The sequence below is a fragment of the Pseudomonas fulva NBRC 16637 = DSM 17717 genome, assembly GCF_000730565.1.
GTDB classification, from domain to species: Bacteria; Pseudomonadota; Gammaproteobacteria; order Pseudomonadales; family Pseudomonadaceae; genus Aquipseudomonas; species Aquipseudomonas fulva.
This window is the reverse complement of sequence record NZ_BBIQ01000016.1, coordinates 21102-36525: the sequence shown is the minus strand read 5'-3', so window position 1 is coordinate 36525 and position 15424 is coordinate 21102. Positions and strand designations below refer to the sequence as shown.

The window sequence follows — 15424 nt, the reverse complement described above, 5'->3', positions numbered from 1 at the left end:
GGAGTCAGCTGTGCTGGAGATTCGCCACCTGAAAACCCTTCATGCCCTGCGCGAGGCAGACAGCCTGGTCGAAGCGGCCGAGCGGTTGCACTTGACCCAGTCGGCCCTGTCACACCAGTTCAAGGAGCTGGAAGAGCGCCTGGGCCTGACGTTGTTCGTGCGCAAGAGCAAGCCCATTCGCTTCACCAGCGCCGGGCTGCGCCTGCTGCAACTGGCCGACGCCACGCTTCCCCTGTTGCGTGGCGCCGAGCGCGATATCGCCAGACTGGCGGGGGGCACGGCCGGTCGCTTGCACATGGCCATCGAATGCCACAGCTGTTTCCAGTGGCTGATGCCCACCATCGATCAGTTCCGTGATGCCTGGCCTGAAGTGGAACTGGACTTGGCGTCAGGCTTCGCGTTCGCGCCCTTGCCCGCCTTGGCCCGTGGCGACCTGGACCTGGTGGTGACCTCCGATCCCCTGGACCTGGCCGGCATCACCTACGTTCCTCTGTTCACCTACGAAGCCATGCTGGCAGTGGCCAACCAACACCCGTTGGCCAGCAAACCCTACATGGTGCCCCAGGACCTGGCGGACCAGACCCTGATCACCTACCCGGTGGAACGCGACCGTCTGGACATCTTCACCCGCTTCCTGGAGCCAGCCGACATCGAACCTGCGGCCGTACGCACCTCCGAGCTCACGGTCATGATGATGCAGTTGGTGGCCAGCGGCCGGGGCGTGTGCGGCATGCCCCATTGGGCCTTGCACGAATACAGCTCTCGCGGCTACGTCAAAGGCAAGCGCCTGGGCGAAAAAGGCCTGTTCGCGACACTCTACGCGGCCGTGCGCACCGACATGCTCGATGCGCCCTACATGCGCGATTTTCTACTGACGGCCAAGGACACTTCGTTCGCCACCCTCGACGGTGTCAGCGCGGTACGCTGAGCAACTGGTGGTATAGCGGCAGGATCAGATCACGGGTCAAGGGCGCCAAGGGCATTTCTGGCGTCTGGTCAGCGGCCAGCCAAGTGATCTCCTCGATTTCGGCCGCCGGCAGTACCGCTGCCGCGCAGTCCACCCGGAACAGCTCGGCCTGCACCTCGAACCCCGGCTCATTGGCGGCCGGGGCACTGAACTGGCCAAGGCGCACGGCCTTGGCGGGGTCGATCTGCAGGCCCAGTTCCTCGAGCAGCTCCCGGGCAAGCGCCTGAACCGGGGTTTCGCCTGCATCGATCTTGCCGCCCGGCTGCATGAATGCCTGGGTGCCGCGCTTGCGCACCAGCAGGGTGCGACCTTGCGGGTCCAGCAATAATGCGGCGGCAATGCGGATGATATTGGCCATGGGTGATCTCCCTGAAAATGGGCGGCGAGCATCCCATGCCTCCCCGACCGTGACAAGGCCACTGCCAGGCTCGGACACAGGCGGACGAACGGTCACTTGCCAACCTGGCCTGTACCCTTCATAACCTTCTCATGACGCTTCCTGCCGCGAACCATCCAGTACTTGAGCTGTTCCATCCAGGCGTTGCGGCCTGGTTCTCAGGCCATTATCCGTCGGTGACCGATGCCCAGGCCCAGGCCTGGCCGCTCATCCAGGCGGGACAATCCGTGCTGCTGGCAGCGCCGACCGGCTCAGGCAAGACGCTCAGTGCATTCCTGGCAGTGCTCGACGCGCTGTTTCGCCAGGGGCTGGAGCAGGGCGGCACATTGCACGCCACCACGCAAATCGTCTATGTATCGCCCTTGAAAGCCCTGTCCAACGACATCCGTTTGAACCTGCAAGTACCGCTGGAGGGCATCCAGCGCGCGCTCCAAGCGCAAGGGCACGCAGCCCCCACCATCACCACGGCGGTGCGCACCGGTGATACGCCCCAGAAAGAACGTATCGCCATGCGCAAGCAGGCGCCGCACATTCTAGTCACGACCCCGGAGTCCCTGTACGTGCTGATGGGTTCGGCCTCTGGACGTGAAGGCCTGCGCACGGTGCACACCGTCATCGTCGATGAGATCCATGCCCTGGCCGGCAACAAGCGCGGTTGCCACCTGGCGCTGACCCTCGAACGCCTGCAAGCGTTGTGCGACCGTCCGCTGCGACGCATCGGCCTGTCTGCCACCCAGCGTCCGGTCGAACGCGTGGCGCAGTTTCTGGTGGGCAGCGGGCGGGCCTGCGCCATCGTCGATGTGGGGCACGCGCGTCAACGTGACCTGGCCATCGAAATCCCACCCGTGCCACTGGGGGCGGTGCTCGACCAGGATGCCTGGGGGCTGGTCTACGATCGTTTGGCCGAACTGGCCCGTGCGCATCGCACCACCCTGGTGTTCGTCAACACCCGGCGGCTGGCTGAGCGTATCACCCGTCACCTGAGCGATCGGCTGGGCGCGGCGGCGGTGGCCGCTCACCATGGCAGCCTGTCCAAGGAGAGGCGCCTGAGTGCCGAGCAGCGCCTGAAGGCCGGCGAGCTGCAGGTGCTGGTGGCCACGGCCTCGCTGGAACTTGGCATCGACATCGGCGACATCGACCTGGTGTGCCAGGTCGCTTCACCCGGCTCGATCGCAGCGTTCCTGCAGCGCGTGGGGCGTGCTGGGCATCAGGTGGACGGGGTGCCCAAAGGACGGTTGTTCGCGACATCGCGAGACGACCTGATCGAGTGCGTGGCGCTGCTCGATTGCGTGCGCCGCGGCGAGCTGGATGAAGTACAGGTACCGCAGGCGCCGCTGGATGTACTGGCCCAGCAGATCGTCGCCGAGGCCAGCAACCAGACCTGGCACGAGCGAGCGCTGTTCGACTGCCTGCGCCAGGCCATGCCGTTCGACACGTTGGCGTACGAACATTACGACGCCTTGCTCGGCATGCTTGCCGAAGGCTACAACGGCCGTCAGGGCGTGCGCGGCGCGTACCTGCACCGCGATGCGGTCAGCGGCATGGTTCGAGGGCGCCGTGGCAGCCAGCTCACCGCTTTGACCAGTGGCGGGACGATTCCCGACAATGCCGACTACGCCGTCATGCTCGACCCCCAGGCGCTGAACATCGGCAGCGTCAACGAAGACTTCGCCGTGGAGAGCATGGCTGGCGACATCTTCCAGCTGGGCAATGCGTCCTATCGCATCCTGCGCGTGGAGGCCGGGCGAGTCCGGGTCGAAGACGCACACGGCCAGCCCCCCACGATCCCGTTCTGGCTAGGCGAAGCCCCTGGGCGCAGCCGCGAGCTCAGCGCTGCCGTGGCCAGGCTGCAAGGGCAGATCGATGACCGCCTGCAACACGCCGGTGGCTCGCTGCCGCACGTGCTGGCCTGGCTGCAAGCCACCTTCGAACTGGACGCCAGCTGTGCCGAACAGTTGCTCGACTACCTGGCCCGTACGCGGCAGGTACTGGGCGCCCTGCCCTCCCAGGACACCCTGGTGATGGAGCGCTTCTTCGACGAGTCAGGCGGCACGCAGCTGATCATTCACTCGCCGTTCGGCAGCCGCATCAACCGCGCTTGGGGGCTGGCCCTGCGCAAGCGGTTCTGCCGTACCTTCAATGTCGAGCTGCAAGCGGCAGCCAGTGAAGATGCCATCGTGCTGTCGCTGTCAACCAGCCACAGCTTCGCCCTCGACGAAGTGTGGCGCTACCTCGACAGCCGCAGCGCCGAGCAGGTGCTGATCCAGGCCGTGCTCGACGCCCCGCTGTTCGGTGTGCGCTGGCGCTGGAACGCGGGTGTGGCGATGGCCTTGCCGCGTTTTGCCGGTGGTCGCAAAGTTGCGCCGCAGATCCAGCGCATGAAAAGCGAGGACCTGATCGCCTCGGTATTCCCCGATCAGATCGCCTGCCTTGAGAATCTGCCCGGTGAACGGCAGGTGCCGGACCACCCACTGGTTCGTCAGACCCTCGACGACTGCCTGCACGACGCCATGGATAGCAAGGGCTGGCTGGTGTTGCTGCGGCGCATGGAAAGCGGTGCCGTGCGCCTGCTGGCATGCGACCTGCCGGCGCCCTCGCCGCTGGCCTCAGCCATTCTCAACGCCAGGCCTTACACCTTTCTGGATGATGCCCCGATTGAAGAGCGTCGTACCCAGGCGGTCCTTAATCGCCGGTGGGCGGATGTGCAGTCAGGCGATGAGCTGGGTGCACTGGATGCGGATGCGATCGCGGCGGTGGCAGCCGAGGCTTGGCCGCAGCCGGTCAACGCTGATGAAATGCATGAAGCGCTGATGAGCCTGGGCGCCATCAGCCAGACAGAAGCCCAGGCAGGCTCACGCTGGCGTACGCTGCTTGACCAGCTGGCCAAGCGGGGCCGGGCCGTCTACCTGCCTGAGCAGGCGTTGTGGCTGGCCCGTGAGCGCCTGACGCTGTTGCAAGCCGTCTACCCCGATTGCCCTCTGGTGCCTGCCGTCGAACCGCTGCCTGGCTTCGATCAGCCCGTGGACCACGGCCTGGCGCTGCCCGAATTGCTGCGTGCCCGGCTGAGCGGCCATGGGCCTGTCACCGTCGCCCAGCTTGCGGCGCCGCTGGGCAAGCCCATCGCTGAGGTGGAACAGGCCTTGGCCCGGCTCGAGGCCCAAGGCCATGTGCTACGGGGCCATTTCAGCCCGGATGCAGTAGCCACACAGTGGTGCGAACGCCACCTGCTGGCGCGTATTCACCGCTATACCGTCAAACGCCTGCGCCGGGAGATCGAGCCCGTCAGCCTGCAGGACTTCATGCGTTTCCTGTTTCACTGGCAACACCTTGATCCGGGGCAACGGTTGCAAGGGCCGCAGGCGCTGCCTGCTGTGCTGGCCCAGCTGCAGGGATTTCCAAGTGCGGCCGGGGCGTGGGAAGCCGACGTGCTGCCGGCGCGCGTACGCGATTACAGCCCCAGCTGGCTCGACGAGGCTTGCCGCAGCGGGCAGTTCGCCTGGAGCCGGTTGGCAAGCACCGTGTCAGCCAGCACGGTGGCCAGCACGCCTGTGGTGTTGCTGCCTCGCGAACACCTGCAGCTGTGGCGAAGCCTGGCCCCACCCCCGAGTCTCGACACCTTGGGACCACGCGCCCAGCGGGTGCATGACGCCCTGAAAACCCGGGGTGCACTGTTCTTCGACGAATTGGCCCAAGAGGCCCGCCTGCTCCCCAGCGAACTGGAAACGGCCTTGCAGGCGCTGGTCGGTGCAGGCCTGGCCAATGCCGACAGCTTCACCGGGCTGCGCAGCCTGATCACCCCGGCCGCTCGGCGCACCACGCGTCGGCCTCGCTTCGGTCACCTGCCCTTGTCCAGCAGCATGGCCCATGCAGGGCGCTGGGCCCTGCTGGCGCGCAGCGAAGCCGAGCTGGATCAGGATCAGCGCATCGAACACCTTGCTCGCCTGCTGCTGCAGCGCTACGGGGTGATGTGCTGGCGCCTGCTGGCGCGTGAGAGCGATGTGCTGCCGCCCTGGCGTGATCTGCTGCGCTGCTACCATCGCCTGGAGGCGCGTGGGGAAATACGGGGCGGGCGCTTCATTGCCGGATTGTCCGGCGAACAGTTCGCCTTGCCCGAAGCCGTGGCAATGCTGCGCCAGGTTCGCCGGCAAGCGGCGGACGGCACACTGGTGGTGGTCAGCGCCAGTGATCCGCTGAACCTGATCGGCACGTTGCTGCCGGGGGCCAAGGTACCTGCCACCAGCGGCAACCGGCTGCTCTACCGCGACGGCGTGCCGGTGGCTGCGCGGGTGGGCAAGCGTTACGACTACCTGGTCGAGGCTTGCGCGGCGCAGCAGACGCAGTGGCGGCAGTTGCTGCTGCGCGACACGGCCTTTGCAGGGACGGACAAGTTGGCTATGGTCGGGGCTCAACCCAGGCCGTGAGCCTGACCGAGCCATCGCAAGGACCCTGTATGAGCCTGTCACTTCTCAGCCGTTATGCGGTGTTCGCCATCTGCATCGTGTTTACCCTGGCAACCCTGCCATTGATCCACCACCAATGGCTGTGGCCCTTCACCCTGACAACCGGCCTGCTCAGCCTGATAGGCCTGTTCGACCTGTTGCAGAAACGCCACGCCGTGCGTCGCAACTACCCGATCCTGGGCAACATCCGCTACCTGGTGGAAACCATTCGCCCGGAAATCCGCCAGTATCTGCTCGAAGCAGACAGCGACGCCCTGCCCTTCTCCCGTGCCCAACGCTCGCTGGTCTACTCCAGGGCCAAGAACCAGGTCTCGGACAAACCGTTCGGCACCCTGATCGACGTCTACGCGTCCGGCTTCGAGTTCATCGGCCACTCCATGCGCCCGGCGCCGTTGGCTGACCCGGCAAGCTTTCGCATCACCATCGGCGGCCCGCAGTGCAGCCAGCCGTATTCAGCTTCGATCTTCAACATTTCCGCCATGAGTTTTGGCTCGCTCAGCGCCAACGCCATTCGCGCATTGAACCAAGGCGCGAAACTGGGCAACTTTCACCACGACACCGGTGAGGGCAGCATCAGCCCCTACCATCGCGAGCACGGCGGTGATTTGGTATGGGAACTGGGCAGCGGGTATTTCGGGTGCCGCACCTCGGACGGACGTTTCGACCCGCAGGCATTTGCCGCGCAGGCACGCAGCCCGCAGGTGCGCATGATCGAGGTCAAGATGAGCCAGGGCGCCAAGCCTGGGCATGGCGGCATACTGCCCAAACACAAGGTCACCCAGGAAATTGCCGAAACCCGCGGCGTCCCGCTGGGCGAGGACTGCATCTCGCCATCGCGGCACAGCGCGTTTTCCACGCCAATCGAAATGATGCAGTTCATCGCCCAACTGCGTGAACTGTCGGGCGGCAAACCCGTGGGGTTCAAACTCTGCCTGGGTCACCCGTGGGAGTTCATGGGCATCGCCAAGGCCATGCTGCAAACCGGCATCCTGCCTGACTTCATCGTGATCGATGGCAAGGAAGGCGGCACCGGGGCCGCCCCCGTGGAGTTCACCGACCATATCGGGGTGCCGCTGCGCGAAGGCCTGTTGTTCGTGCACAACACCTTGGTGGGCTTGAACCTGCGCGACAAGATCAAGCTCGGAGCCAGCGGCAAGATCGTCAGCGCCTTCGATATCGCCAGCGTCCTGGCCATCGGTGCGGACTGGGCCAACGCCGCGCGGGGGTTCATGTTCGCCATCGGCTGCATCCAGTCCCAGAGCTGCCACACCAACAAGTGCCCGACGGGTGTGGCCACGCAGGATCCGCTGCGCCAACGTGCCCTGGTGGTGCCGGACAAGGCCGAACGGGTGCTGAACTTCCATCGCAACACCCTGCGTGCCTTGGCCGAGATGCTGGCTGCAGCTGGGCTGGAACACCCGTCGCAGCTCGAAGCCAAGCACTTGGTGCGGCGCATTTCAGCCACCGAGATCAAGCTGTTCTCGCAAATGCATGTGTTCCTCAAGCCGGGCGAGCTACTGACCGGTGAGGTCGATGGGCAATTCTATTCGCGCATGTGGCAACTGGCCCGAGCGGACAGCTTTGAGCCCAACAGCGAGGTAGCCGCCTGAATGCTTGAGCGCGGCCCTGCCGCGCACCCGCTTTATTCCGCAGTTTCCACAAAATTTTCACATACCCGGCGCAACGTCTAAGCTTCAGGCAAGCAAGACGAAAATACCTGGCTGGATAGACGATTATGGGCGCACTGTGGCAAACGGAACCAAACACCAAGCAAGCACCCGAACAAACGCCTGCCGAGACGCCAGAACCCAAGTCCCCTCGTCAGCGCCGGCTATGGTGGCGTCTGATCATCCTGATTCTGCTGGTGGGCGCTGGCGCTGTCGGCTTCGCGGCCTATGAAGAGTTCCGCACGTCCGAGCTGCAATCGCGCGAGTTCAGCAAGCTGGCGAGCACCCTGACCTACTCGCTGCAGCCTGGTCCCAGCGATGCGATCGTGTACCCAGGCGAAGGACCGTTCGATAAGCGCCTGGGCTATAGCTCGCTCGGCGAGTTCCTGCCGCGCCTGCTCAAGCGCGATTACCTGATCAGCCAACAAGTGCGATTCTCGCCGGCGCTGGTCAATTACGTCGATCATGGGCTGTTCGCGCCCTATATCGAAAAGGTCCAGGCAGGTCTGGCGATTACCGATTGCCGGGGCGACATGCTCTACCAGTATCAGTATCCCCAGTACCTGTACCCGGACTTCGCCTCGATTCCCTCGGTCGTGGTCAACAGCCTGCTGTTCATCGAGAACCGCGACCTGCTCGATACCCGTGATCCGCGCAATAACCCGGCAGTGGACTGGCCGCGTTTCGCCAAGGCTGCCTACAGCCAGATCGCGCGCTACCTGGCCCTGCCTGGCCAATCCGCCGGCGGCAGTACCCTGGCCACCCAGCTGGAGAAGTACCGCCATTCACCCGACGGGTTGACCGTGTCGGGCGCCGAGAAGATCAGGCAGATGATTTCTGCCAGCGTGCGCGCCTATCAGGGCGGACCGGACACCACCGAGGCGCGCCAGCGCATCGTGCGTGATTACCTCAACAGCGTGCCGCTGTCCGCCGTGCCGGGTCATGGTGAAGTCCACGGCATGGCCGAAGGCCTGCGCGTGTGGTATGGAGCAGACTTCGAGCACGTCAACCGCGCGCTCAATGACACCGCCACGGATGCGCAGAGCCTGGCGGCCCGCGGCCTTGCGCTGCGTCAGGTGCTGTCGTTGATGATTGCCCAGCGCCGGCCATCGCACTACCTCTCCAAGGGGCGCGTGGAACTTGCCGAGCTGACCGACGCCCACGTTCGTGTGCTGGCAGCGAACCAGATCATCCCTCAGGCGCTGGCCGATGCCGCGCTGGCCAGCAAGGCCGTCTACCGTGACTGGGTCGCGCAGCCGACCATCGTGCCTATCGTCACCAACAAGGGCATCAGCCTGGCCCGCAACCGTCTTTCGGCCATGCTCAACCGCCCGCTGTACGACCTCGACCGTCTGGACCTTTCCGCCACCAGCACCTTGCAGGCTGACCTGCAGCTGCAAGTCAGCGAGTACCTCAAGCATCTGGCCGACCCGGCCTTCGCCGCGCAGATCGGCCTGATTGGCGAGCGTTTGCTGACTGCCAAAACCACCGACCAGGTCAGCTACAGTTTCACCCTGTTCGAACGCACTGCCGATGGCTCACGCGTGCGGGTCCAGACGGACAGCACCGACCAGCCCTTCGACATCAACGAAGGCAGCAAGCTGGAACTGGGTTCGACCGCCAAGCTTCGGGTGCTGACCACCTACCTGGAAATCGTCGCCGAGCTGCATGACAAGTACGCCGGCAAGCCTGCGGCCGAGCTGAAGAAAGTCGAGGTCGCCGACCTGGACGTCATCAGCCGCTGGTCACTGGACTGGCTGATGCAAAACAGCAGAAACCAGAGCCTGGACGCGATGCTCGACGCCGCCCTTGAGCGCAAGTATTCGGCCAGCACTGGCGAATCCTTCTTCACCGGCGGCGGCATGCACGTGTTCAATAACTTTCGCAAGGAAGACAACGGCCGCAACCCTACCCTCAAGGACGCCCTGCGCGAATCGATCAACCTGCCGTTCATCCGCCTGATGCGCGACGTGGTGCGCTACGTCACCTATCAGCAGCCCTTGAACAGGGTGCCGCTGCTCAAGGACGATGCTGACCCGCGCCGGCAGGAGTACCTGGCAAAGTTCGCCGACAAGGAAGGGACCAGCTACCTGATGCGTTTCTGGCGCAAGTACCAGCGCAAGACCTCGCAGCAACGCCTGGACACCTTCCTCGACGGCATGCGCGTGACACCCCAGCGCCTGGCGGCCGTGCACCGCTACCTGTTCCCTGAGGCTGGCCAGGCCACGTTCAACGCCTTCGTGCGGGCCCATAGCAAAGACAGCAAGCTCGCCCAGAGCAAACTGACCGACGACCGTCTGGTACAGATGTACGATGCCTACGGCCCGGGGCGGTATAACCTGCCTGACCAGGGCTTCATCGCCAAGGTCCACCCGCTGGACCTGTGGCTGCTGGGCTACCTGCTCAAGCACCCTGCATCGACCTTGAGCGAAATGATCAACGCCAGCCGCTTCGAACGCCAGGAGGTCTACAGCTGGCTGTTCAAGAGCCGTCACCAGGGCGCACGGGACAGCCGCATCCGGACCATGGTGGAAATCGAGGCGTTTCTCGACATTCATCAGCGCTGGAAGCGGGTGGGCTATCCCTTCGATCACCTGGTCCCGTCGCTGGCTACCGCTATTGGCAGCTCCGGTGACCGGCCTGCCGCGCTTTCCGAACTGGTGGGCATCATTCAGAACGACGGTGTACGGCTGCCGACACTGCGCATCGATACCCTGCACTTTGCAGCGGACACGCCGTACGAGACCAAACTGATCAGCGACCCGGATCGTGGTGTGCGGATACTGCCGGTCGAGGTAGCGCGCGCGCTCAAGGGCGCCATGTCGCAAGTGGTGGACGCAGGTACCGCGCGGCGCATTTCCGGCAGCTTCATGCTCAAGGATGGCACGCCTCTGGTCATGGGCGGCAAGACCGGAACGGGCGACAACCGCATCGAGAGCTTCGGCGCCGGAGGCCGCCTGATAGGCTCACGGTCGCTTAACCGCACCGCGACGTTCGTGTTCTTCCTGGGCGATAACCACTTCGGCACCTTGACTGCCTTCGTGCCCGGACGCTCGGCGGAAGCCTTCAAGTTCACCTCTGCGCTGCCGGTGCAGGTGCTCAAGGGCATGGCGCCGATCCTCATGCCCTACTTGCAGCCGGGCAACCCTAACGAATGCATCCCCCCGCAGCAGGCAAGCGTAGTTGCCCGTTCACCTGAGGATGTATCGAACGGGTAGATAAGAATCATCAGCATTTGTGGTTTGCCGAAGATACATCTTGAGTACTATCTTGAGATATATCTTGAACAGGCACTTTCCAGCATGCGCGATTCCGAAAACTTCGAACGCAAACCCGGCCGCGGCGAACGCGGCCCTCGGGTGTTCGCCCCAGGCGATCTGAAACTGCTGCTGCTCTCACTCTTGGGCGAACAGCCAGGACACGGCTACGACCTGATCAGGCAAATCGAAAAACGCTTCGATGGCAGCTATACGCCGAGCCCAGGGGTGATCTATCCCACGCTCAACTTCCTGGAGGAGGCCGAACTCATCCAGGGTCAGCCTCAAGGCAGCAAGCGGCTGTACACCATCACCGACACGGGCCGCAGCGCCTTGACCGAGCAGGCCGTGGCACTGGACGGGTTACGCGTGCGTATCGAAGTCAGCAAGCATGCCCTGCGGGGTCACGACCGCCCCGCTGAGATTCACGAGGCCGTGGGCAATCTGCGCCACGCCTTGCACATGCACCATGGCCGCTGGACACCTGAGGAAATCGAGCGCGTCCGCGACTTGCTTAACGTGACCGCCAAAGCCATCGCTGGCGGCCCCCATGCCCCTGACCAGGAGAGCGCTGATGAGTGAAGCCATCCACCGCGTCAACCACGAGATTCGCCAGCGCCGCCTGAACGTGCTGCGTGTGACCGACCTGACCCCGCGCATGCGCCGCGTGACACTGGGCGGCCCCGAGCTACAGGGCTTCACCAGCCTGGGCACGGATGACCATATCAAGCTGCTGTTTGCCGAGACTGCCGAGCAGCAGCACGCCATTGATGCCCGCACGCTCAATCGGGAAGGGGGCGAGCGGCCCACCATGCGTGAGTACACCCCCCGGCGCATCGACCTGCAAGCCAACGAACTGGACATCGACTTCGTGCTGCACGGCGATGGCCCCGCTTCGACCTGGGCGGCGCAGGCGGCGCCGGGGCAAACCCTGGATATCGCCGGGCCACGTGCCTCGATGGTGGTACCGGACATCTTCGAGGCCTACCTGCTGATCGGTGACGAAACTGCCTTGCCGGCCATTGGCCGCCGTCTTGAAGCCCTGCCTGCGGGACGACGGGTGGTGGCCGTCATCCAGGTTCACGATGAGCAGGAGCGTCAGCCCTTGCCCAGCCAAGCTCAGGTGGACGTGACCTGGTCCGTACGAGGTCGGGACGACCTGGTGGCCACGGTCGAGGCCTTGCCATTACCCGAGGGGACCTTGTACGCCTGGGTAGCGCTGGAAAAGAACCTGACGCGTCAGGTCAAGACATTGCTGATCAGCAAAGGTGTGGCGCAGGACGCTCTCAAGGCTGCCGCCTACTGGCGCGCCGAAGGTTCAGCAAGCGACGACTGAAAGGCTATGGCCAAGGCCAGTCAATCAAGGCCAACGGGGCTGCGGCGGCCCTGGCAATGCCCGTCGCGGTGCTCAAATCCCTGGGGTGCTGCGCAGACTTGATGGCTGCCTGATTTGCCTGATTGACGGCACGCCCTGCCTCATCCCGCTCTCCACCTGTCAAGCATGAGCAGCACCCCGGCGATTGCCCAGAACCCTGCCAGCACACCCAGCGCATTGATCATCACCTGGGCATACCCCAGGGTGGCAACATCGATGAAGGGATAGGCGTAGACGCCAATCTCACTGCCACGCCACAACGCGTAGGCGAAATAGGCGGCAGGATAGAACGCCCATAGCCCCAGGTGGTGCAGCCGCAATCGGCCCTTGGGCACCTCGAACCACCAGTACAAGGCGTAAAGCGCTGGCATGACGTCATGCAACAGCTCGTCTGCCAGCCATTGCCAACCCTCGGGCTGCCACAGATGGCGCAACAACAGGCTATACGCCAGCGCCACCAGCACGATGCTCGCCGCCACCGCCGAGCTGACCACAGGAGACAGGAAAAAGCGCCTGCTCGCCCCTTCCCGGCCAAATGCGGCATAGCTCAGGACAGTGGCCACCAGCGTATTGGTCAGCACCGTGAAGTAGCCGAACACGTTGATCAGTCCACCTATCAGGCTCGCCTGCTCCTGCCATCGCCCCCAGAGCACCAGGTATACCTGCACGCTCAGGCCTAGCCAGCCCAGCATGGCCATGGTGCTCAACCACGGGTGACGCTGCATGTCAGGCCTGGCGCTGCAGCTTGATGTACAGCTGCTCGACCTTCTCGCGGGCCCACGGGGTCTTGCGCAGGAAGGTAAGGCTCGACTTGACCGTCGGGTTGCTCTTGAAGCAGCGCACATCGATGCGTTCGGCCAGCCCCTGCCATTGATAGTGGGCGACCAGCTCGGTCAGGATCTGCTCGAGGGTCTTGCCGTGCAGCGCGTTGTGTTGGGCAGTGCTCATGCCAAGGCTCCGGTACAAAGATGCGCACCTTACACCAGTGCAGGCATCGTCGCGCACCCTGCACGGGACAAATAAGGCTGGCGGCGTGCGGCAAGGCTATGCTGAAATAGAGATGTTATATTGTAACAATAAACATCTCTGCCAAGGACCGCTACCGCTCATGGTGCACTCACCGCTTCGCCTTTCTCCCCTCGCACTAGCACTTTGCATGGTTACCTCAAACAGCCAGGGGGTTGAACTCTCGCCTCAGGTCATCACTGCCAACCCGCTGGGCAGCGCCCAGTTGGCCAGCCCCAGCACGGTGCTGGAAGGCACTGACCTGCTGCAACAACAGCACAGCAGCCTGGGGGAAACCCTGAACCGACAGCCAGGTGTGGCCTCCACCTGGTTCGGGCCAGGGGCGAGCCGCCCAATCATTCGAGGCCTGGACGGGGATCGCATCCGCCTGCTGCGCAATGGCGTCGGCGCGCTGGATGCCTCGTCGTTGTCCTACGACCACGCCGTGCCCCTTGACCCCGTCACTGTCGAACGCATCGAAATCGTCCGGGGCCCCGCTGCCCTGCTCTATGGCGGCAACGCCATTGGCGGCGTGGTGAACACGTTCGACAACCGCATTCCCGATACCCCTATCGACGGCATCCAGGGCGCCGGCGAGCTGCGCTACGGTGGCGCCGACACCACACGCAGCAGTGCCGGCAAGCTGGAGGCCGGCAACGGTGCCTTCGCCCTGCACGTGGATGCCAACGCCCGTCAGTACAATGATTTGCGCATCCCAGGCTTTGCACGCAGCGCCCAGGTCCGCGATGCCGATGCACCCGGCAGCAAGCATCGCCTGGAAAACAGCGACGGCCGCCAGGACGGCGGCGCACTGGGCGGTGCCTACCACTGGGACCACGGTTATGCCGGCCTGTCCTACAGCCGTTATGACAGCAACTACGGTTCGGTGACTGAGCCCGGCGTTCGGCTGGACATGGAGCAGGACCACTATGCCTTCGCCTCGCAGTTTAGCGACCTGGACGGCCCGTTCAGCTCGGTGAAGCTCGATGCCGGGTATACCGATTACCAACATCGTGAGATCGAAGAAGGCGAAGTTCATACCACGTTCAAGAACAAGGGCTATGAAGCCCGTGTCGAGGCCCGCCACCAACCCTTGGGTCCCGTGGAAGGGGTGCTGGGAGCGCAGGTCAGCCGGAACGAATTCTCAGCGCTGGGCGAAGAAGCGTTCGTGCCGCATACCGATACCGACAGCTTTGCACTGTTCCTGCTGGAGCAATGGCACGCCACTGACCGGCTGGATTTGAGCCTCGGGGCACGGATGGAGCACACCCGCGTCGACCCGGACGGCAAGGGCAACGCGCAGTTCGCAGACGCCGACAGCGCCAGCAGCTTCAACGCCTTCAGTCTGTCGTCAGGTGCCGTGTACCAACTGGACCCGATCTGGTCGCTCGCCGCCAACCTGGGCTACACCGAGCGGGCGCCGACCTTCTATGAGCTCTATGCCAACGGCGCACATGTGGCTACCGGCGCCTATGAAGTGGGCGATGCCAGCCTGAACAAGGAAAAGGCAGTTTCGGGCGATCTGGCACTGCGCTTTGACAACGGCACGCACAAAGGCAGCGTGGGCGTTTTCTACAGCCATTTTCGCAACTATATCGGCCTGATCGGCACCGGCAACCTGCGCGATGGTCACGATCATGATCATGAAGGCGAAGATCATGACCACGACCATGACCACGACGGCATTCCCGAATACCAGTACCAAGGTGTTCGGGCCCGGTTCTACGGCATCGAGGCGCAAGACCGGTGGCAGCTGGCGCAGAACCGCTATGGCAGCTTTGCGCTCGAATTGTCGGGTGACTACACCAGGGCCAAGAACCTCGATTCCGGCGAGCCCCTGCCACGAATCGCCCCGCTGCGCCTGAACAGCGGCCTGGTCTGGGAGCTCGACCGCTGGCAGGCGCGAGTGGACGTTGAGCATGCCGCCGCTCAACACCGCAAACCGGCCAATGAAACCCGCACCGATGGGTATACCACCCTGGGCGCCAGCGTGGGCTATCGGTTCGACGTGGGCCACAGCCAGTGGCTGGCGTTCGTGCGGGGTGAGAACCTGACGGATCAGACGGTGCGTTATGCCAGCTCGATCCTGCGTGATATCGCACCGGCCCCGGGGCGTAGCGTGGAAGTAGGCCTGCGCACTACCTTCTGAGGTAGCCCGCCTGCCACGACGGGTAACATGGGGCGCCACGCGCCCCATTTGAGTGCACTGTTACCCAAAGGGTAACAATGCACTGCGACATTTTGTCTTTTTTTCCCACGCTTTACCCTATATCCTCCCCGCCCCAAGCTGAATCGC

The 15424-nt window shown here is 64.0% G+C and carries 10 protein-coding genes; 7 read left to right on the top strand and 3 right to left on the bottom strand.

Features of this window, described 5'->3' with window-relative positions; translation table 11 throughout:
* The first annotated feature begins 10 nt into the window (after window positions 1–10).
* Window positions 11–928 carry a transcriptional regulator MetR gene (gene metR / locus PFU01S_RS15905; protein ID WP_023535218.1) on the top strand — a complete coding sequence of 306 codons (918 nt, stop codon included), beginning with the start codon at window positions 11–13 and terminating at the stop codon, window positions 926–928.
* Here metR and PFU01S_RS15900 read toward each other — a convergent pair.
* Window positions 912–1325 (bottom strand): NUDIX hydrolase, encoded by a 414-nt coding sequence (locus PFU01S_RS15900; protein WP_028687586.1) that lies wholly within the window; start codon window positions 1323–1325, stop codon window positions 912–914. The two genes, metR and PFU01S_RS15900, sit on opposite strands and share 17 nt — an antisense overlap.
* A gap of 131 nt (window positions 1326–1456) precedes the next feature.
* Here PFU01S_RS15900 and PFU01S_RS15895 point away from each other — a divergent pair, with 131 nt between their 5' ends.
* The 5 genes from PFU01S_RS15895 (at window position 1457) to PFU01S_RS15875 (ending at window position 12084) form a co-directional block, all read left to right on the top strand.
* A complete protein-coding gene (locus tag PFU01S_RS15895; RefSeq protein WP_042139670.1) occupies window positions 1457–5785 on the top strand; it encodes a DEAD/DEAH box helicase in 4329 nt (1442 codons plus the stop codon).
* Window positions 5786–5814: 29 nt separating this feature from the next.
* Complete coding sequence (locus PFU01S_RS15890; protein ID WP_027915366.1) at window positions 5815–7434, top strand: FMN-binding glutamate synthase family protein; 1620 nt, start codon at window positions 5815–5817, stop codon at window positions 7432–7434.
* Between the two features lie 125 nt (window positions 7435–7559).
* The gene (locus PFU01S_RS15885; RefSeq protein ID WP_027915367.1) at window positions 7560–10709 is read left to right on the top strand and encodes a transglycosylase domain-containing protein; all 3150 of its coding nucleotides are present in this window, start codon (window positions 7560–7562) and stop codon (window positions 10707–10709) included.
* Between the two features lie 84 nt (window positions 10710–10793).
* Window positions 10794–11330 (top strand): PadR family transcriptional regulator, encoded by a 537-nt coding sequence (locus PFU01S_RS15880; protein ID WP_027915368.1) that lies wholly within the window; start codon window positions 10794–10796, stop codon window positions 11328–11330.
* Window positions 11323–12084 carry a siderophore-interacting protein gene (locus tag PFU01S_RS15875; RefSeq protein ID WP_027915369.1) on the top strand — a complete coding sequence of 254 codons (762 nt, stop codon included), beginning with the start codon at window positions 11323–11325 and terminating at the stop codon, window positions 12082–12084. Before PFU01S_RS15880 ends, PFU01S_RS15875 begins: the two co-directional genes overlap by 8 nt.
* A 140-nt stretch (window positions 12085–12224) precedes the next feature.
* Here the strand turns inward: PFU01S_RS15875 and PFU01S_RS15870 are convergent, their stop codons facing one another.
* Both PFU01S_RS15870 and PFU01S_RS15865 read right to left on the bottom strand, forming a co-directional pair.
* The gene (locus PFU01S_RS15870) at window positions 12225–12848 is read right to left on the bottom strand and encodes a Pr6Pr family membrane protein (RefSeq protein WP_027915370.1); all 624 of its coding nucleotides are present in this window, start codon (window positions 12846–12848) and stop codon (window positions 12225–12227) included.
* Window position 12849: 1 nt separating this feature from the next.
* Window positions 12850–13071 (bottom strand): VF530 family protein, encoded by a 222-nt coding sequence (locus PFU01S_RS15865; protein ID WP_027915371.1) that lies wholly within the window; start codon window positions 13069–13071, stop codon window positions 12850–12852.
* A 160-nt stretch (window positions 13072–13231) separates the two neighbouring features.
* Between PFU01S_RS15865 and PFU01S_RS15860 the strand changes: the two genes are divergently transcribed.
* Entirely contained in the window at window positions 13232–15277 is a 2046-nt protein-coding gene (locus PFU01S_RS15860; RefSeq protein ID WP_028687585.1) for a TonB-dependent receptor, read from the top strand.
* The last annotated feature ends 147 nt before the right edge of the window (window positions 15278–15424 follow it).